Here is a 17,412-nt window from a genome sequence, read left to right as displayed (position 1 = left end):
GATCTGTGCTGAAAAGTTTGCAACTAGCAGCCCCATTCTTGCTCCTTGTTTCATGACCAAAGCTTTCCTGCTGAGCCTCGGCCTGCTGGCCGCGGCTCCTGCCCTGGCCCAGTCGCCGGCCGCCCGCCCCGATTCCGCCGCCGCCCTTCCCTACCGCGAATCGGCCCGCAAAATCAATGCCTTGGTGCACACCAAGCTGGATGTGCGCTTCGACTACAGCAAGCGCCAGCTGCTGGGCCGCGAGTGGGTAACCCTGCAGCCCGTAGCCTACGCCACGGACTCCCTGCGCCTCGATGCCAAAGGCATGGATATCAAGTCGGTGACCATGGTAAACGGTACGGCTACCCAGACCCTGAAGTACGACTACAACCAGGAACAGATGCTGGTGCACCTGGACAAGCTGTACACGCCCGGCCAGCAGTATACCGTCTATATTGAGTACGTGGCCAAGCCCGACGAGCTGAAAACCAAGGGCAGCCAGGCCATTACCGATGCCAAGGGGCTGTACTTCATCAACCCCGACAGCACCGAGGCGGGCAAGCCCCGCCAGATCTGGACCCAGGGGGAGACGGAGGCCAGCTCGGCCTGGTTTCCGACCATCGACAAGCCCAACCAGAAAACCACTGCTGAAATCAGCCTGACGGTGCCCGCGCGCTACGTCACGCTTAGCAACGGCCGCCTCGACGCGCAGAAAAACAACCCCGACGGTACCCGCACCGACACCTGGAAACAGGAGCTGCCTCACTCGCCCTATCTCTTTATGATGGCCGTGGGCGACTTCAAGATTACGAAGGACACCTGGCGGGGCAAGGAAGTCAGCTACTACCTCGAACCCAAGTACGCGCCCTTCGCCAAGCAGATTTTTGGCAACACGCCCGAAATGCTGGAGTTCTTTTCTCGCCGCCTCGGCGTGGATTACGCCTGGAATAAATACGCCCAGATTGTAGTGCGCGACTACGTGAGCGGGGCCATGGAAAACACCTCGGCTACCTTGCACGGTGAGTTTTTGCAGAAGGATGCCCGCGAGTTGCTCGACGCCGAGTACGCCAACGGCGAGTCGGTTATTGCCCACGAGCTGTTTCACCAGTGGTTTGGCGACCTGGTAACGGCCGAAAGCTGGAGCAACCTGACTGTGAACGAGTCGTTTGCCGACTTCTCGGAGGCGCTGTGGGCCGAGTACAAGTACGGCCAGGACGCCGGCGACGCCCACGCCTACATGAACATGCGCAACTACCTGCGCAGCCCTCAGGACGCCCAAAAAAACCTGGTGCGCTTCCACTACGCCGACAAGGAGGACATGTTTGATTTGGTGAGCTACCAGAAGGGCGGCCAGATTCTGAACATGCTGCGCAACTACCTCACCGACGACGTTTTCTTTAAAGGCCTAACCAAATACCTGACCGACAATAAGTTCGGCAATGGTGAAGCCCACCAGTTGCGGCTGGCCATGGAGGCCGTATCGGGCCAGGATTTGAACTGGTTTTTCAATCAGTGGTACTTCGGGGCCGGCCATCCGGTTGTCACCATTGACTACGCCTACGACGCTGGCCGCCAGGAGCAGACAGTCACCATCAAGCAAACCCAGCCCGGCCGAGCGTTTCAGCTACCCTTGGCCGTGGACGTGTACGTAAACGGCAAGCCCCAGCGCCACCAGGTAATGCTGCGCCAGGCCACCGAAACCCTGCGCTTCCCCGCCGCCAGCAAACCCAGCCTGGTAAACGTGGATGCCGACAAGGTGCTGCTCTGGCAGAAAACCGATAACAAGCCCTTGGCCGAGTTTGCATATCAGTACAAAAACGCCCCGCGCTTTGTGGATCGGCGCGAGGCAGTGGCGGCGGCAGCGCAGTTGCCGCCTACTGATGCTGCCGCCCGCCAGCTTCTGCTCTCGGCCCTGAGCGACAAGTATGCTGGCCTGCGCCTCACCGCGCTTTCTGGCCTCAAGCTCGAGGACAGGGCCGTGCAGAAAGCAGCCGCACCGGTTATCCGCAAGCAGCTAGCCCAGGAAAAAAACACCAATAACCAAGCCGCCCTGCTGCTAGCCTTGGGGCAGTTGAAGGATAAAAAGGACCAAAAAGCTTTCACGCAGGGTCTGAACAGCCAGTCGTACGCGGTGCAGGGAGCCGCCCTGCAGGGCTTGGCAGCCGTGCAGCCCCAACAGGCGGTGGCCCGCGCCCAGGCCTTGCAACAGGACGCGCGTGGTAGCCTGGCCGCCTCCATTGCGGCCGTGTACGCCGAGCACGGCAACGCCAGCACCTGGACCTACGTGCGCAACCAGTTTGACGCGGCCGGCCCCCAGGGCAAGTTCCAGATGCTGGAGAGCCTGGTCGGGTTTATGTCGCGCCTGAACGATGCGACGGTGCTCAACGAGGGCGTGGAGCGCCTGCAAAAGCTGGCCGTGCAGTACAAGAAATACGGAGTGGATGAGCCCATTCTGGCCATGCTGGACAAGGTGCAGCAAACCAAGCCCGCCGACCAGAAAGCCACCGTGCAGGCAGCCATACAGGCTATTAAGCAGGCGCAGTAATTCGTCGGTTTTTCTTAAAGGCCGGAATATTTTCCGGCCTTTTCGCTTGCCTGTTTTCCTGGTGTATCGCCCCTGGTTGGTTGTTTGGCCGGGGTTTTGGGTGGCACGTAAACTGGCGAGCAGGGTTGCGGCGTCTTTGTAAAATCGAACTATTCCTACCGCGCAGGCGTCGAGGATACATGCACAAGACCACTCTGCTGACCGTCGGCGCGCTCCTGCTCGCTGGCCCGGCCCGCACCCTGGCCCAAACTATTGACCCGAATCTGAACAACGAGGACTCGCCCTTTGTGCGCCTCATCCGCCCCGACCGGCCGGGTCAGACGATTACCACCAACATGCTTTACCCCGGCCAGTTTCAGCTCGAAACCAGCCTTAGCCGCTATGACCGGGGTAGCAGCACCGGTTACGCGGGCCGCACGGCTTGGGGTAACACCTTGCGGGTAGGCTTTTTCAACCACATTGAGCTGCGCGCCACCCAGAATTATCTGCTGACGCCCGCTACCCGCCCCATCAATGCAGAAGGAGCCCCCGCTCCTTTCGCGGGCCCGTCTGGGTTTGCGCCGCTCAACGTCGGGGCTAAATTCTTGGCCTCTACGGTTCAGAATGCTCGTTCGCAGGTGGTAGTGCTGTTCGATATGAACCTGCGCAACGGCGACGCTAGCTTTTCTAACAAGCAATTCGAGCCGGGTGCCCGCCTACTTGTTTCCCAGCAGCTGGGCAAGCGCTTTGGCCTGGAAGGCAACCTGGGTTTCCGGCAGCAGGGCTTCAAGGCCGAAGGCACCAAGCAAGGCCAATACCTAACGACGCTGGCCCTGAACGGCCCCCTAACGCCCAACAACCACGTGGGGTTTTTCGCCGAAACCTACGCTACCTGGCAACGTCAGCAGGGCTGGCGGCCGGGGCTCACCTCAGGCCTCTACTACCGGCCGATTCCCGGGCTGCGGTTTGATGTAACCGCCGCCCACGGCCTGACGCCTGCCGCCGGGGGCTTCAACATAGGAGCCGGCCTGAGCGCCCGTTTAGGCAAATAGCGCAGGGAGTTCGTGGGGTATGTAAAACCCGTCACCCTGAGCGGCGCGAAGGACCTTTTCACGTCAGCATGATACTCGTTGTTACGACTCGTACTAGCGTAAAAAGGTCCTTCGCGCCGCTCAGGGTGACGGGTTTTGTATACTTGGCTAATTCACTTAATCGCTATACCAGGAAACTACTTGGTCACCGACTCAGGAGCGATGCGCGTGGGCGTTTGCTGGCCGCTGATGATGCCAGCGGCACTGCGCCCGATGGCCATGATGACGGCCGTCATGTTGGTTAGGTTCAGGCTTTCTACCTCATCATCTACGCTGTGGTAGCGCTTGTCGGTCGGAATCTGGTCGGTGCTGATGGTGTGAGCAGGTACGCCCAGGCGGGCCAGGGTAGCGTTATCGGAGCGGTAGAATAGGTTCTGCTCCGGGTACGGGTCGGGCTCGAAGCGAAAGGTACCGCCCTTGGCAGCAGCACTCTCCTGCAGCAGCTTACCGAAGTCTGACTTATCGAAGCCGGTAATGAAGGCTGTGTTAGGCCCAAATTTGGCTTCTTTGCCAATCATTTCGATGTTAAACATGGCCACTACCTGCTTGGGGTCGAGCTGCTGAGAAAAGTAGCGTGCCCCGAAGCCGCCAATTTCTTCGGCCGCAAATGCCACGAACACGAGGCTGCGGGCGTTGTCGTTTTTCTTGTTGAAATACTCAGCCAAGGCTACTACCGCCGTAGTGCCGCTGGCATCATCGTCGGCGCCGTTGGCAATGGAGTCGCCTTGCACGGCCGGCAGAATCCCGATGTGGTCGTAGTGCCCGCTGAAGACCACCTGTTCCGCGGCCCGGGCGGCGTCTTTACCCGGCAGCACGCCCACTACGTTGCGCAACTCCACGGTCCGAATGGTGGTAGTAGCCGCCACCCGAAATTTTACGGGGGCGGGCGGAGTAGCACCTAGTATGAACAGAGTAGTAAACGGCGCTGGCTTTTCGGGCCGCAGTCCGCCCCGTTTCAGGTAGCCAGCCAGCCGGGCAAATGCGGTAGTCTGGGCCGGATCAATGAACACAATAGTGTTCTCACGCGGCTCCAGTAAGGCCCGCACTTCGCGCATAAGGTTGCCATCGGCCCCTACGGTAATAATGCGGGGCGCTGGCTCGTCGGCATCGGTCCAGTTCAGGTGGGGCTGCCCCGAAACCAGCAGCGCTTTCTCAGGGCTGATGTTTGCGCCGTTGATGTTGATGAACGCGGCGGCTGTGCGTACTTCGTAGGTAGGAAAGCTTTGCTCAAACCCTTTCAGGCCAGCAAGCGGCTGTAAGCCGATGCGTTGAAATTCGGCTGCCAGGAAACTGGCGGCTTTCTGCGCCCCGGGCGTACCGGAAGCGCGACCCTGCATATCATCGGCCGCCAGGGTCCGGATAACTCGTTCTACGGTAGCGGGTGCCACGGTTGCAGTGGCGCCACCAGCCGGCTTTTTCTGCCCGAAAGCAGTTTGTGCGCAATAGAATGCCAGGGAGATAAAAAGGAGGGTTCTCATGGTCGAAAGTAACCATTTTGTTTCAAGCCCAACTACTTCACTTCCCCTGGCAGTTGCTTGTTAGCCGTCTGATTAGCTCCTCGGTTAGTTCCTGCCCACTGCCCCCGTGCAGGCCAATCTTCGGCTTACTACATGCCTACGCTTGCCTGCACCATACCCTAACAGCGTGTTGGGCTTTCATATTGGTCCGCAGGCCGACGTATCACCCTGTAGCTAGCAGGCGCTGCTCAATCCTGCAGCAAGGCAAAACACCTTTTTGGCCATCGATTCGAAGTACTCTTCTCCCTGCCCAGAATCGACAATACGCCCCGTTTAGTGGCGGCAACCAGCAAACGGGGCGTATTGTCGATTCTGGGTAAAGGGAAGCTACTACCAAGAACAAGTGCTTCAACCTGACCAGCTTTACTTATCTGCCGCGGCCAGCACGGCCGACCAGTCAGCTTCGGATTTAGCGGTAGCAGCGCCCGGCGCTGCCTTCAGGGACGCTGCCAGCGCCGGTGCGGCAGATTGCAAGGCTTTCAGCGTCAGCTTTACGGGCACGGCGCTACCGTCGGGGCGGCGTAGGTAGTAGGTGGGCTTATCCTCAATTTCATCGTAGCGCCGGTCCGTACTGTAAGCCCCCTGGTAATCAGCCTTGTGCAGCACTTTAGCGTAGCGCTTGAGCAGGGCGTGCTTGCCTTCGTGCAGCACCTCCACGTACTCGGCTCGCTGGGTAGGTACGGGCGCTTCGGTAAAACGGCGGAACACCCGGCGGCGGGTCCCGGAGGCTCCCACTGCCGGCTCCTCCAGCTCAAAGCTGGCCAACAACCGGTCGTCTAGCTGCAGGGAATCATTGGGCCGGCTCAGCGGACGCATCAGCAGCCGCTGATTCAGCACGTCGTATTTCAGGGGTACCGGGGCCAGGGGCACGTTATTGCTCATGCGCAGGCGGGCGGGTAGCCATCGTTTATCGGCATAGGGCGAGCCCTTGGTGACTTCCACAGCTCCGCGAGGCACTACCGTAGGCGAGCCATTTACCAGGGCGTTAAGGTTGGCCTGAGCCGCGGCTCCTGTCTGCTCAATGCTGGGTTGCTGGGCGTGGGCAGCATGCAGGACGCCCATTGATAAGCTAAGCGCCAGGATAACGGAAGAGCGAGTAACCATAAGAAATGAAGAAGTGGATTAGGTTCTCAATCTACTGGTTTTTTGGCCGAAAAACATTCCCCTAGCCCAGCGTCAGCACCAAATCGTCGGCATTTACCAGCGTGCCTTCCGCCAGATTCACGGCCTGCACGGTGGTGTCGTCGGTGGCCGTAATGGTGGTTTCCATCTTCATGGCCTCGATGATGAACAGGGGCGCGTTGCGCTTGACTGGCTGCCCGCTGGCTACCAGCACCTTGGAGAGCAGGCCCTGCAAGGGCGCGCCAATCTGCTTGGGGTTGGCTTTGTCGGCTTTGGGGTTGAGTATGCGCTTGACTTCCACGCTCGTATCCCGGATTTCCAGGTTGCGGGTCTGACCGTTGAGGTTGAAGAACACCGTGCGGCCGCCGTCCTCATTCACCGGGCCAACGCTTTGCAGGCTTACAATAATGCTTTTGCCGCGGGCAATGTCGATGATGGTTTCCTCGCCGGGCTGCAGGCCGTAATAGAACGCGCGAGTCGGAATGATCGACACGTCGCCAAATTGCTGCTGGTGCTGCCAGTACTGCTCGAACACCTTGGGGTAGAGCAGCCAGGACAGCAGGTCGGTGAACTTGGCGCGCTGCCCGAATTTCTCCTCAAACCGCTGCCACTCCTGCTCGAAGTTGATGGGGGCCAAGTGCTCGTTGGGCCGGTCGGTGAAGGGCTGCTCGTCCTTGAGAATGACGCGCTGCACGTCCTGGGGCCAGCCGCCCTCGGGCTGCCCAATGTCGCCGCGGAACAGTTCCCGCACCGATTCCGGGAAGCTGAGCGTGGCGCCCTTTTCCAGCACATCGGCCGTGGTCAGGTTATTGGAAACCAGGAACAGGGCCATATCCCCTACCACCTTCGAGCTGGGCGTTACTTTGATAATGTCGCCGAAAAGCTGGTTGACATCGGCGAAGGTGGTTTTTACGGTTTCAAACTTATCGAGCAAGCCCAGCGAAGCCGCCTGGGGCCGCAGGTTGGAGTACTGCCCGCCCGGAATTTCGTGCTGGAACACCTCGGAAGTACCCGCCTTCAGGCCCGACTCGAAGGGGTAGTAATACTCGCGCACCGTGTCCCAGTAGTTGGAAAACTCGTTGAGGGAGTGTTGGTTAAACTCGCGGTGGCGCTCCTGGCCGCGCAGCATTTCCACCACGGAATTAAAGTTGGGCTGAGACGTGAGCCCGGAAAGGCTGCCCAGGGCTACATCAATGACATCGACGCCGGCTTCCACGGCTTTCAGGTAGGTAGCGGCCTGCAAACTGCTGGTATCGTGCGTGTGCAGGTGGATGGGCAGGCTGATGGTGTCACGCAGGGCCGTTATCAGTTCCTGGGCGGCGTAGGGCTTCAGCAAACCCGCCATGTCCTTGATGCAGAGAATGTGCGCCCCAGCATCCTCAATCTGCCGGGCCAGGCGCAGGTAGTAATCGAGGGAATATTTCTGGTTGCGTTGGGGGTCGAGAATGTCGCCGGTGTAGCAGATGCTGGCCTCGGCCAGCCGGTCGGTTTTGTTGCGCACGAAGCCAATGCAGGCTTCCATGCCGGGCATCCAGTTCAGGGAGTCGAAAATGCGGAACACATCAATGCCGGTTTCGGCGGCCTGCTGCACGAAACGTTCCGTGAGGTTATCGGGGTAGGCTTTGTAGCCCACGCCGTTGGCCCCGCGAATCAGCATCTGGAGCAGAATGTTGGGCACGGCGGCGCGCAGCTTGGCCAGCCGCTCCCAGGGGTCTTCGTGCAGAAAGCGCAGGGCCACGTCGAAGGTAGCCCCGCCCCAGCACTCCAGGGAGAAGGTTTGGGGGTGCTGGTGGGCGTAGCGCTCCGCCACTTTCAGCATATCAAAGGTGCGCATGCGGGTAGCCAGCAGGCTCTGGTGGGCGTCGCGCAGGGTGGTATCGGTGTAGTGAATCTGCTGGTCCTGACGCAGCCACTGGGCAAAGCCCTCGGGACCTAGCTCCATGAGTTTCTGCTTGGTGCCGGGGGGCGGCGAAGTTGTCAGGTCGGCTTCAGGCAGCAGGGCCTTGCGCAGCTCGCGCTTGGGGTCGAGGTGGCCCTTCACGTCGGGGTTGCCGTTCACGATAACGTCGCCGAGGAAGCTGAGCACCTTGGTAGCGCGGTCCTGGCGGGCCTTGAACTTGAACAGCTCCGGGTGGTCCTTGATAAAGTCCACGTTGGCCTCGCCGGCCATGAACACCGGGTGGGCAATGATGTTCTGCAGGAATTGGATGTTGGTGCTCACCCCGCGCAGGCGGAACTCGTCGAGGGTGCGGGCCATCTTCTGGGCCGCCTCGGCCAGCGTGGGCGCGTGCGTGGACACCTTCACCAGCAGGGAGTCAAAGAAGGGCGACACCTTCACGCCGGTGTACACCGAGCCTTGGTCCAGCCGAATCCCGAAGCCCCCGGCCGAGCGGTAGGCCGTGATGGTGCCGTAGTCGGGCTTGAAGTCCTGCTCGGGGTCTTCGGTAGTGATGCGGCACTGAATGGCCACCCCAATTTTCAGGGGTTTTACGTCGGGGCCGAGCCCAATTTCCGGGTCGGTGAGGCGGCGGCCGTCGGCAATGTGCAGCTGGGTTTTAATCAGGTCCACGCCCGTTATCATCTCCGTCACGGTGTGCTCTACCTGAATGCGCGGGTTCACCTCAATAAAGTAGATGCGGTCCTGCTCGGGGTTTACCAGGAATTCCACCGTGCCCACGTTGTTGTAGTTCACGGCCCGGCCCAGGCGCAGGGCGTACTCATACAAGAGGTGGCGCATGTGGTCGGGCAGGTTGAGGGAGGGCGCCACTTCCACCACCTTCTGGTAGCGGCGCTGCACCGAGCAGTCGCGCTCATACAGGTGCATCAGCCCGCCGTGGTTGTCGGCTACCAGCTGCACCTCAATGTGCTTGGGCTGCTCCACGAACTTCTCCAGAAACACCGTGTCGTCGCCGAAGGCTTTCAGGGCTTCATTACGGGCCTCGAAGAACCCCCGCTCCAGCTGCTCATCATCCCGGATAACGCGCATGCCGCGCCCCCCGCCCCCGCTGGCCGCTTTCAGCATGACGGGGTAGCCAATGCGGTGGGCCTCCTCCAGGGCAATACTCAGGTCGGTCAGGTCCTGCTGGCTGCTCTCAATGATGGGCACCTGGCACGATACAGCCACTTTCTTGGCCGCTACCTTGTCGCCGAGGGCTTCCATGACTTCCGGCCGCGGCCCCACGAAAATAATGCCTTCCTCCCCGCAGCGCCGGGCCAGCGTGGCGTTTTCCGACAGGAAGCCGTAGCCGGGGTGAATGGCGTCGGCGCCGTTTTCCTTGGCCGTCCGGATGATGCCTTCAATGTCGAGGTAGGGCTTGAGCGGCTCATCGTCGCGACCAACCTGGTAGGCTTCATCGGCTTTGTAGCGGTGCAGGGAGTAGCGGTCCTCGTAGGTGTAAATAGCCACCGTTTGGATGCCCAGTTCCGTAGCTGCGCGCAGCACGCGAATAGCAATTTCGCCCCGGTTGGCGACCAGCAGTTTGCGGATATTCATCGTGGAAAGTTGGTGTAGGGGATGAGGTAGAAGGGTGCTGCAAGCTACGGAAAGCGACGGGAACATTTAGCGAATTTTTGCTAAAAGCATTTTTTCGCAATACTATCCGCTTCTTCAACTGCCTATAATAAAGTAAAATATTGCTAAACCTTCATCGTACAGTTCAGTTGATTTACCATATCTACCATCCCTCCCTACATGGAATTTGCTGACAAAAACATCCTGCTCGTCGGAGCATCTTCCGGCATTGGCCTGGCCACCGCCCAACTCCTGCATAAGCTGAAGGCAAATCTGTACACGGCTTCCCGCCACCTCTCACCGGAACTGGCCGAGCTAAACACCACGTTCATTGCGCTATATGTAACGCAGCCCCTGGGCGCCTCCTTGGATGCTTTGCCGGAAGTACTGCACGGGGTAGTGTATTGCCCCGGCTCCATCAAGCTGCGGCCCTTTGAGCGGATTCCGGTAGAAGACTTTCGGGCTGACTTTGAGCTGAATGTGCTCGGGGCGGTGCAGGTTCTGCAAGCCAGTATGAAGCGGCTGAAAAAGGCGGGCGGAGCCTCGGTGGTGCTTTTCAGCACGGTGGCCGCCGACACGGGCATGGCCTTTCACGCCAGTATTGCCACGGCCAAAGCCGCCGTGGAAGGCCTGGCCCGGTCCTTGGCGGCGGAGTACGCGGCCAGCGGAATTCGGGTCAACGCCGTGGCTCCTTCCCTAACCAACACGCCCCTGGCCGCCGCCCTGCTGAGCACTCCGGAGAAGGTAGAGGCCGGCGCCAAGCGCCACCCTTTGCAGCGCATCGGTGAACCTCAGGACCTGGCCTACATGGCTTCTTTTCTACTCTCCGACCACAGTTCCTTTATTACGGGCCAAGTTCTGCCCGTAGATGGCGGCCTGGGGCGGTTGAAGTAAAAAGCCCTAGTTGCCAGCGGCTGACTTAGGGCGCCCAAGCAGTTCTACCAAGCAACCACCACCCGCTGACAACCTCTTACCGCCACTCGCACCCGATACGTATCACCTGACAAGCCCACCCATGAAGATTGCCTTGTTTTGGCACCGGCGCGACCTGCGCCAGCACGATAACGCCGGCCTAACGGCGGCCTTGCAAAGCGGCTACCCCGTAGTGCCACTCTTTATCTACGACCGGGAAATTCTGGATTTGCTGCCTTCCCGCCGCGACGCCCGCGTAACTTTCATCTACGACGAGGTGGAGCGCCTGGCCCGGCAGACGGCGCAGGCCGGCGGCAGCTTTCTGGCCTTTTATGGTCGGCCCGTGGAGGTTTTCGAGCAGTTGCTTACCCAGCACGAGGTAGCAGCCATTTATACCAACGAAGACTACGAACCCTACGCCGCCGAGCGGGACGCGGCCGTGGGGGCGCTGGCCGCCCGGCACGGGGCCACGTTTCAGGCCCTGAAAGACCAGGTGATTTTCGCGAAAAACGAGCTATTGGGTAAGTCCGGCAAGCCCGCCCGCGTGTTCGGGGCCTACCGCAAAGCCTGGCTGGACAAGCTCCAGGACGCTCACTTGCAGCCCTACCCCTCGGCCGGCTTGTATACTGCCGAGCACTTGGCACACGTGCCCGATGCCCCGGCCCGGCCTACGCTTTCCAGCATGGGTTTCGAGGAATTCCGGCAGCAGGTACCGACCAATGAGCTGCCCGCCGAGGAACTGGTGCGCTCCTATCACCTCACCCGCGATACGCCAGGCCGCGTGGATAGCAGCACCCGCCGCTCCTTACACCTGCGTTTCGGCACGCTAAGCGTCCGGGAACTGATGCACCAGGCCCGGGAGCTAAACCCGAAGCTGCTGGCCGAGCTAATTTGGCGCGACTATTTCATGATGCTGCTCTGGCACTACCCCTCCACCGCCACGGAAAGCTTCGAGCCGCGCTTGCGCCGGGTGCCCTACCGCAACAACGAGAAGGAGTTTCGGGCCTGGTGCGAGGGCCGGACGGGCTACCCCCTGGTTGATGCCGGCATGCGGGAGCTCAATCAAACCGGCTACCTGCCTAACCGGGCCCGCATTGCGGCCGCGGGCTTTCTGGTAAAGCACCTGCTCATCGACTGGCGCTGGGGCGACCGGTACTTTGCCGACAAGCTCCTCGACTACGACATGGCCCAGAACGTGGGCAACTGGCAGTGGATGGCCGGCACCGGCGTGGTAGCCGCGCCCTGGTTTCGGGTGTACAGCCCCCAAAGCCAGCAGGAACAGTACGATCCTACCTTTGCCTACGTGTGGCAGTGGGTTCCTGAGTTTGGTACCTGCCACTACCCCAAGCCCATCGTGGAGCACAAGTTTGCCCGGGACCGGGCCATTGAAACGTTGCGGACTGCCTACCGGGCCGCCGGGGAGTAGTAAACCCTATTGCCGAGCAACTTCCTACCCCTACTGCCGGTTGTACTAACATGGAAAAGGACCGCATCAAACAAGCCTACCTCGACTACGTGCTGCGCAAAGGCGCGCCGCCCGTATCGGTGTTCAAACTCACCAAAAAGCTGGGCCTGCCTGAGCAGGAATTCTACCGCTATTACGCCAGCTTCGAGGTGCTGGACCGGGAGCTGTGGGCGGATTTTGGGCGCGAGGCCTACGACACGGCCTCGAAAGAGCCCGTGTGGGCCGAGTACGGCACCCGCGAGAAGCTGCTGAGCTTTTACTACGTTCTGCTGGAGGTTCTGAAGCGCAACCGCAGCTTTGCCCTGCAAGCCCTGCGCCGCTCCCTGCCCCGCATGCCCGGCCTTACCCCCCGGGTGCTGGATGGGCTGCGGCAGGAGTTTGAGCAGTTTGCCGCCAAGATTTTGCAGGAAGGCCGGCAGAGCGGCGAGGTGGCCTCCCGCCCTTTGCTGGAAAACAGTTACCCCCGCTTTTTCTGGCAACAGCTACTGTTTTTGCTGAATTTCTTCGCCCACGACGAATCGGTGAACTTTGAGCGCACCGATGCCGCCGTGGAAAAAGCCGTTACCCTCAGCTTTGATCTGGTAGGCCGCAACACGCTGGATTCCGCCACTGACTTGGTGCGTTTCCTGATCCAGAGCCGCCGTTAGCCGCCACTGCTGCCTCGTGCGGCTTCGGCCCCGGAGCGGGTATATAAGTGGTAGTCTGCTGCTTTTGTAGCTCAGGCTGTTAAGTTTCCGTTTTTGCATTTTTGCAGGCCCTGTTGTGCAGGCCGCTTTCGTATGCCCGACTCTCCCAAGACTATCCCGCTTGATTCGCTGCCAACTACCAAAGTGGCGCGAGCGGCCCGCTTCGCCAAAACGGGCTTTCATGTGGGCGCCAACTACGTGAAGCACTACGCCAAGCGCGCCGTAGGGGCCGAAAGCCCCACCAGTGAACTGCACGAGGCCAATGCGGCGGAATTGTACGGGGCCCTGAGCGAAATGAAAGGCTCGGTGCTGAAGGTAGCCCAGATGCTGGCCATGGAGAAGAACATCCTCCCCACGGCCTACGCCGACCAGTTTGCTCAGGCCCAGTACCAAACGCCTCCCCTTTCGGGGCCGCTGGTGGTGAAAGCTTTCCGGGATGCGTTTGGCAAGTCGCCCTTTGACGTGTTCGATACCTTTGACCTCAATGCCCGGCAGGCAGCCAGCATCGGCCAGGTGCATTTCGCCCGGAAAGGCGGCCAGGAGTTGGCCGTGAAAGTGCAATATCCCGGCGTGGCCGACAGCATCCGCTCCGACATTCGCTTGGTGAAACCCATTGCCCTGCGCGTGTTGGGCCTGGATGAAGCTACCGTGCGGCCCTACCTGCAGGAAGTAGAAACCCGCCTGCTGGAGGAAACCGACTACGGCCTGGAACTCCGGCGCGGCCAGCAGATTGCCGCCGCCTGCGCTGGCCTGGCTCATCTGCAATTCCCTAGCTACTACCCGGAGCTATCCGGCAGCCGCATTCTGACCATGGACTGGCTGCCCGGCCAGCACCTCAAGGAGTTCCTGGCGACGAATCCCAGCCAGGCCGTCCGTAACCAGCTCGGGCAGGCTCTCTGGGACTTTTACATGTTCCAGTTTAATACGCTACGGCAGGTACACGCCGATCCGCACCCCGGCAACTTCCTGCTGCGCGCCGAGGCCGGTGGCACGGTAGGCGTGCTGGATTTTGGCTGCGTCAAGGAAATTCCGGCCGAGGTGCACCGGCTGTTCACGGCCTTGCTTGCCCCCGAAACCCTGGCCGACCCAGCCCGGCTAACGGCCTTGCTGACCGAGGCCGGCGTGGTGCGCCCTCAGGATCCGGAAACCCAACGAAACTTCTACGTAGCCACTATGCAAGCCTCCCTGGAACTGGTGGGCCGGCCGTTTCGTCAAGCATCGTTCGACTTCGGCGACCCGACCTACCTGCAGAGCCTGTATGCCCTCGGCGATGACCTGCTGCAGCAGCCCGAGCTACGCCAGCAGCGGGAACCACGGGGCTCCGAGCACTTCATTTACCTCAACCGCACCTACGTTGGCCTCTACGCCTTGCTAACCGAGCTGCAAGCCTTCGTGCGGACGGCTTAGCGCTGGCCTGTGGTGAACAATTCGTCTGTCCTTCTTACGCCGAAGGAATCTGCGTTTACCGGAAAAATCACCTAGTACTTAGTTTAGATTCCGGCTGCATTAGAAGGACAGGCAACGCAAGGCAGGCTTTTCCGAAACCAAACGGCTTATCTGGAGTTTAAGCAGTCCAGCAGCACTCGTGTAGTTACATAAGTGCCGCTGGACTGCTGCGTTTTACTTCTCTTTTCCCTACCCATGAAAAAACTCTGGACTCTTTGTGCGGCGCTGCTTAGCGTAGTATCCATGGCTTCGGCCCAAACCCTGAGCTGCTGCGCCAAGCCGGCCGCCGCCCAGAATGCCACGGAGGTGTTTGCCATGCTGGCTTCCAACGAGGACTTTTCCGGGGGCCACGATGCGCCTCTACCCTTTACCTACCAGGGCACCGGCGAAATGGTGGAGTTCAAGACTACCGATGGCCAGAGCAGCAAGGCTTTCGAAATCAAGAGCAACGTCCGCTCCGATAAGTACCTGCTGGTCATTCATGAGTGGTGGGGCCTGAACGACCACATCAAGCAGGAAGCGGCCCGCTTTGCCAAGGAACTGCCCGGCGTCAACGTCATTGCCTTGGACCTCTACGACGGCCAAGTGGCCACCGACGCTGACCAGGCCGGCAAGCTCATGCAGGGCGTAAAAACCGAGCGTGCCCAAGCCATTATCAACGGGGCGCTGCTGCACGCCGGCCCCCGGGCCCAGGTAGCCAGCATCGGGTGGTGCTTCGGTGGGGGCTGGAGCATCCAGACGGCCTTGCTGGCCGGGCCCAAAGCCAAGGGCTGCGTGGCGTACTACGGCATGCCCGAAAAGGACGTAGCCAAACTTAAAACCTTGAACACGGACGTGCTTTTCGTTTTTGCCAAGCAGGATAAGTGGATCAACCAGGAGGTAGTAAGCCAGTTTGAAAAGGACATGGCAGCCGCTAAAAAAGGCCTCACCGTGAAAGCCTACGACGCCGACCACGCCTTTGCCAACCCCTCCAACCCCAAGTACAGCAAAACCTTCGCCGAGGATGCTCACGCCGCCTCCGTAGCCTACCTCAAGAAAAATCTGAAACTCAAGTAAATCACGGATTTAGACGGATTTATCGAATTTCACGGATTCTGATTTTATGAAAAAGGCTACCCCGAGAGGTAGCCTTTTTATATGTTACCCTCTCCCTGAGCTCTATGCAGCTCCCGATGATTGGAGTATCACGACTAGTAGACGCCACGGTTGGGCTACCCCTGTGGCCCGTGTGCCTGTTTGTGGGCGGGCACGACAGGCTCAGCTCAGTACTTCACCATTCACCACTACCCTGCCAACTGGGCTTGCAGTTCGGCCAGGCTTTCGGGGAGCTGCTGCATACTTTCCAGCACGAAATACAACTCCTGAAATTTGTCCTTTTCAAAAGCCGTTTCCAGTACCCCGGCGAGCGTAAATGGCAAGCGGGTAGGCTTTTCGCTGAGGCTGAACTTAACTTCTCCGTGCGAGGAGAGCAGACCAGCGCCGTAAATGCGCAGGCCTTCGGGCTGGCTGAGCAAGCCAAACTCCGCCGTAAACCAGTACAGGCGCGTAAACAGCTCCAGCGAATTGGGCTGGTGGCGGTAGTGCTGAGCCGCCGCGCCCAACTGCTGCAGAAACGCGGCAAATTCCGGATTGGTGAGGAGCGGCACGTGCCCAAACACGTCGTGGAACATGTCGGGCTCTTCGAGGTAGTCAAGCTGCTCTAGCTTCCGCAGCCAAGTGGTAGCCGGAAACTTCTTTTCCGCCAGCAGCCCAAAGAAAATGGCATCATCTACGATACCGGGCACTACTACCAGCTCCCAACCCGTCAGCTCCCGCAGCCGCGGGTTCACCTCCCGAAAATCCGGAATAGCCTCCCGCGTAAACCCAATCTGCTGCACGCCAGTCAGGAAAGCATCAGCCGCCCGGCCGGGCAGCAAAGCCATCTGACGGTCGAAGAGCAGCTGCCATACGTGCTGATCGGCGGCGGTGTAGGCGCGGTAGTCCTGGGTTAGCAAGGGCAGGGCAGCCGGAACGGCGGTGGTTGTAGAGGGCGCAGGGGAAGACAACATACAGAAAGAGAGAAGAGGTAAAAAGAAACAGCCTGCCTCCGCACGGAGCGGAAGCAGGCTGTCGAAAGTGTCAGGGGAAGTAATGCTTATCCTCCGAGGCACGCCGTGGCCGCTCCGCTCCGGGCAGGAGCGTAATAGGCATAGGCGTAATAGCGGGTAGTCAGTAGCATTGGGGCAAAAGTACAACGTAACACCTAGCAAACAAGCCAGTGAGCGAGAAACCTATTCCGCGAACCGCCGGAGCGGTGGTTGGAGTGAGCGGCGGCAGCGTCTGGTATCCCACCCCCACCTGCTGCCGTTGCCGGCCCACTTCCATCCTAAACGCGAAACAGATTTCTAACCCACTGGCGTAGTGCTGGCCAGTACAAGCGCTTATTTCACGGGTTGCAGCTCCCAGCCCGTGGAGAGCAAGGCCGCCAGCTCGGCCACGCTTTCCGTGAGCTGGTCCCAGCTGTTGAGCACGAAATACTGCTCCTGCAACCGAGCCTCGCTGTAGGGCGTGTGCAGTACCGTGGCCAGGTCAAAGGGGGCGCGACGGGTTACGTCGCCGAGGCAATGGTGAATTTCGCCGGAAGAGGACAGCAGACCAGCTCCATACATGCGGGCCTCGTCCTTTTCCAGCACTAACCCAAACTGTACCGTGAAGCCGTAGAGGCGCTCCAGGCGGGCTAGGGCTGCGGCATCAGTAAGGTGCTGGGCGGCTACGTGGCCTAAAAAATGCAGGAAATCGGCGAAGGCCTGGTCCATGAGCAGCGGCACGTGGCCGAACACGCCGTGAAACAGGTCGGGCTCCTCAATGAAGTCAAACTGCTCCATCGACCGGATCCAGACGGTAGCGGGAAACTTGCGCTGGGCCAGCAGACCGAAGAAGTCGGCATCGCCCAGCATGCCCTGCACCGGCTCCAGCTGCCAGCCGGTGGCTTTCTGCAGGCGCTGATTTACCTCCGCAAAATCAGGAATGGCATTGCGGTGAAAACCAACGGCGGCCAGTCCTCGGCCAAAGGCCGAGCAGGCCCGCTTGTGCAGCAGGGCCGTCTGACGGTCAAACAATACCTTCCAGACCAACTGGTCCTGGGCCGTGTACCGGTCGTAATGTTGCTGTACCATGAGC

At 60.1% G+C, this 17,412-nt stretch carries 12 protein-coding genes; 7 read left to right on the top strand and 5 right to left on the bottom strand.

The annotated features are described in order from the left end of the window. The first annotated feature begins 52 nt into the window (after positions 1 to 52). Positions 53 to 2,524, top strand: coding sequence for a M1 family metallopeptidase (locus IEW18_RS08570; RefSeq protein ID WP_188557427.1), 2,472 nt, complete (start codon positions 53 to 55; stop codon positions 2,522 to 2,524). A 179-nt stretch (positions 2,525 to 2,703) separates the two neighbouring features. Beyond that, positions 2,704 to 3,555, top strand: a complete 852-nt coding sequence (locus tag IEW18_RS08565) for a transporter (RefSeq protein WP_188557426.1) — start codon at positions 2,704 to 2,706, stop codon at positions 3,553 to 3,555. 176 nt (positions 3,556 to 3,731) lie between these two features. Here the strand turns inward: IEW18_RS08565 and IEW18_RS08560 are convergent, their stop codons facing one another. From IEW18_RS08560 to IEW18_RS08550, 3 genes are all read right to left on the bottom strand, one after another. Beyond that, entirely contained in the window at positions 3,732 to 5,072 is a 1,341-nt protein-coding gene (locus IEW18_RS08560; protein ID WP_188557425.1) for a M20/M25/M40 family metallo-hydrolase, read from the bottom strand. A 402-nt stretch (positions 5,073 to 5,474) separates the two neighbouring features. Beyond that, positions 5,475 to 6,215, bottom strand: a complete 741-nt coding sequence (locus tag IEW18_RS08555) for a hypothetical protein (protein WP_188557424.1) — start codon at positions 6,213 to 6,215, stop codon at positions 5,475 to 5,477. A gap of 61 nt (positions 6,216 to 6,276) precedes the next feature. After that, positions 6,277 to 9,726 (bottom strand): pyruvate carboxylase, encoded by a 3,450-nt coding sequence (locus IEW18_RS08550; RefSeq protein ID WP_188557423.1) that lies wholly within the window; start codon positions 9,724 to 9,726, stop codon positions 6,277 to 6,279. A 198-nt stretch (positions 9,727 to 9,924) separates the two neighbouring features. Between IEW18_RS08550 and IEW18_RS08545 the strand changes: the two genes are divergently transcribed. The 5 genes from IEW18_RS08545 to IEW18_RS08525 all read left to right on the top strand — a co-directional run bounded on the left by IEW18_RS08545 (position 9,925) and on the right by IEW18_RS08525 (position 15,309). Beyond that, positions 9,925 to 10,638: an SDR family NAD(P)-dependent oxidoreductase gene (locus tag IEW18_RS08545; protein WP_188557422.1), complete on the top strand. Its 714-nt coding sequence runs from the start codon at positions 9,925 to 9,927 to the stop codon at positions 10,636 to 10,638. Positions 10,639 to 10,759: 121 nt separating this feature from the next. Next, on the top strand, positions 10,760 to 12,082 hold the full coding sequence (locus IEW18_RS08540; RefSeq protein WP_188557421.1) for a cryptochrome/photolyase family protein: 1,323 nt from the start codon (positions 10,760 to 10,762) through the stop codon (positions 12,080 to 12,082). A 50-nt stretch (positions 12,083 to 12,132) separates the two neighbouring features. Beyond that, positions 12,133 to 12,768, top strand: a complete 636-nt coding sequence (locus tag IEW18_RS08535) for a TetR/AcrR family transcriptional regulator (RefSeq protein ID WP_188557420.1) — start codon at positions 12,133 to 12,135, stop codon at positions 12,766 to 12,768. Positions 12,769 to 12,900: 132 nt separating this feature from the next. Continuing rightward, positions 12,901 to 14,214: an ABC1 kinase family protein gene (locus IEW18_RS08530; protein WP_188557419.1), complete on the top strand. Its 1,314-nt coding sequence runs from the start codon at positions 12,901 to 12,903 to the stop codon at positions 14,212 to 14,214. A gap of 234 nt (positions 14,215 to 14,448) precedes the next feature. After that, on the top strand, positions 14,449 to 15,309 hold the full coding sequence (locus IEW18_RS08525; protein WP_229728657.1) for a dienelactone hydrolase family protein: 861 nt from the start codon (positions 14,449 to 14,451) through the stop codon (positions 15,307 to 15,309). A 227-nt stretch (positions 15,310 to 15,536) separates the two neighbouring features. Here the strand turns inward: IEW18_RS08525 and IEW18_RS08520 are convergent, their stop codons facing one another. Beyond that, a complete protein-coding gene (locus IEW18_RS08520; protein WP_188557418.1) occupies positions 15,537 to 16,301 on the bottom strand; it encodes a phenylalanine 4-monooxygenase in 765 nt (254 codons plus the stop codon). Positions 16,302 to 16,673: 372 nt separating this feature from the next. Continuing rightward, on the bottom strand, positions 16,674 to 17,408 hold the full coding sequence (locus IEW18_RS08515) for a phenylalanine 4-monooxygenase (protein ID WP_188557417.1): 735 nt from the start codon (positions 17,406 to 17,408) through the stop codon (positions 16,674 to 16,676). Positions 17,409 to 17,412 lie beyond the last annotated feature (4 nt).

This window comes from Hymenobacter glacieicola, from assembly GCF_014640315.1.
Classification (GTDB): Bacteria; Bacteroidota; Bacteroidia; order Cytophagales; family Hymenobacteraceae; genus Hymenobacter; species Hymenobacter glacieicola.
Note: the sequence above shows the minus strand (reverse complement) of the source record. Positions and strands in the feature narration are given on the sequence as shown.

Excerpts from the sequence above, each read along its gene's own strand:
- IEW18_RS08565 (WP_188557426.1), top strand. The coding sequence starts at position 2,704 with ATGCACAAGACCACTCTGCTGACCGTCGGCGCGCTCCTGCTCGCTGGC.
- IEW18_RS08515 (WP_188557417.1), bottom strand. The coding sequence starts at position 17,408 with ATGGTACAGCAACATTACGACCGGTACACGGCCCAGGACCAGTTGGTC.
- IEW18_RS08525 (WP_229728657.1), top strand. The coding sequence starts at position 14,449 with ATGAAAAAACTCTGGACTCTTTGTGCGGCGCTGCTTAGCGTAGTATCC.
- IEW18_RS08540 (WP_188557421.1), top strand. The coding sequence starts at position 10,760 with ATGAAGATTGCCTTGTTTTGGCACCGGCGCGACCTGCGCCAGCACGAT.
- IEW18_RS08555 (WP_188557424.1), bottom strand. The coding sequence starts at position 6,215 with ATGGTTACTCGCTCTTCCGTTATCCTGGCGCTTAGCTTATCAATGGGC.
- IEW18_RS08560 (WP_188557425.1), bottom strand. The coding sequence starts at position 5,072 with ATGAGAACCCTCCTTTTTATCTCCCTGGCATTCTATTGCGCACAAACT.
- IEW18_RS08550 (WP_188557423.1), bottom strand. The coding sequence starts at position 9,726 with ATGAATATCCGCAAACTGCTGGTCGCCAACCGGGGCGAAATTGCTATT.
- IEW18_RS08520 (WP_188557418.1), bottom strand. The coding sequence starts at position 16,301 with ATGTTGTCTTCCCCTGCGCCCTCTACAACCACCGCCGTTCCGGCTGCC.
- IEW18_RS08535 (WP_188557420.1), top strand. The coding sequence starts at position 12,133 with ATGGAAAAGGACCGCATCAAACAAGCCTACCTCGACTACGTGCTGCGC.
- IEW18_RS08530 (WP_188557419.1), top strand. The coding sequence starts at position 12,901 with ATGCCCGACTCTCCCAAGACTATCCCGCTTGATTCGCTGCCAACTACC.
- IEW18_RS08545 (WP_188557422.1), top strand. The coding sequence starts at position 9,925 with ATGGAATTTGCTGACAAAAACATCCTGCTCGTCGGAGCATCTTCCGGC.
- IEW18_RS08570 (WP_188557427.1), top strand. The coding sequence starts at position 53 with ATGACCAAAGCTTTCCTGCTGAGCCTCGGCCTGCTGGCCGCGGCTCCT.